We start from the raw sequence: 504 nt of genomic DNA, 5'->3' as shown, positions 1-504 counted from the left end.
CGCTTCCAGATCTGGCGGCCGGTGTCGGCCTCCAGCGCGATCAGGTCGTTGTGCGGCGTGCAGAGGTAGAGGCGGTCGCCGATCTGCAGCGGCGTGGTCTGGTCTTCGGCACCGTTGCCGTTGCTGACGGCCACGTCGCCGGTGCGGTACGTCCAGGCCACTTCGAGCTGGCCGACGTTGCCCCGATTGATCTGGTCCAGCGCGGCGAAGCGGCTGCCGCCGTTGGTGTTGCCGTAGTGCTCCCAGTTCTTCTGGGCCCGGGCCGGGTCCAGGGGCGTGAGGCCGGGGCCGTTGCCGTCCGCCACCACGGTGGGATGCGGCACGAACATGCCGCCGAAGGCCGCCACCAGCGCCACGGCGAGCACCGCCGCCACGCCGTACGCACGGGGGCCGCGAGCGGCCGCCAGGCCCGGGTAGGCCAGCGCCACCAGCAGGCCGAGCACGCCCAGCGCGAAGAGGCGCGAGAAGAGCGGCCAGAACACCCAGCCGGCATCGGCCAGGGCC

General features: G+C 73.0%; 1 pseudogene. It reads right to left on the bottom strand.

The window, feature by feature from the left end:
* Positions 1–504 (bottom strand): annotated as a pseudogene (locus K9U41_RS23090) (membrane-bound PQQ-dependent dehydrogenase, glucose/quinate/shikimate family); the annotation flags it as partial.

The sequence above is a fragment of the Xanthobacter autotrophicus genome (assembly GCF_029991245.1).
GTDB classification, from domain to species: domain Bacteria; phylum Pseudomonadota; class Alphaproteobacteria; order Rhizobiales; family Xanthobacteraceae; genus Xanthobacter; species Xanthobacter autotrophicus_C.
Note: the sequence above shows the minus strand (reverse complement) of the source record. Positions and strands in the feature narration are given on the sequence as shown.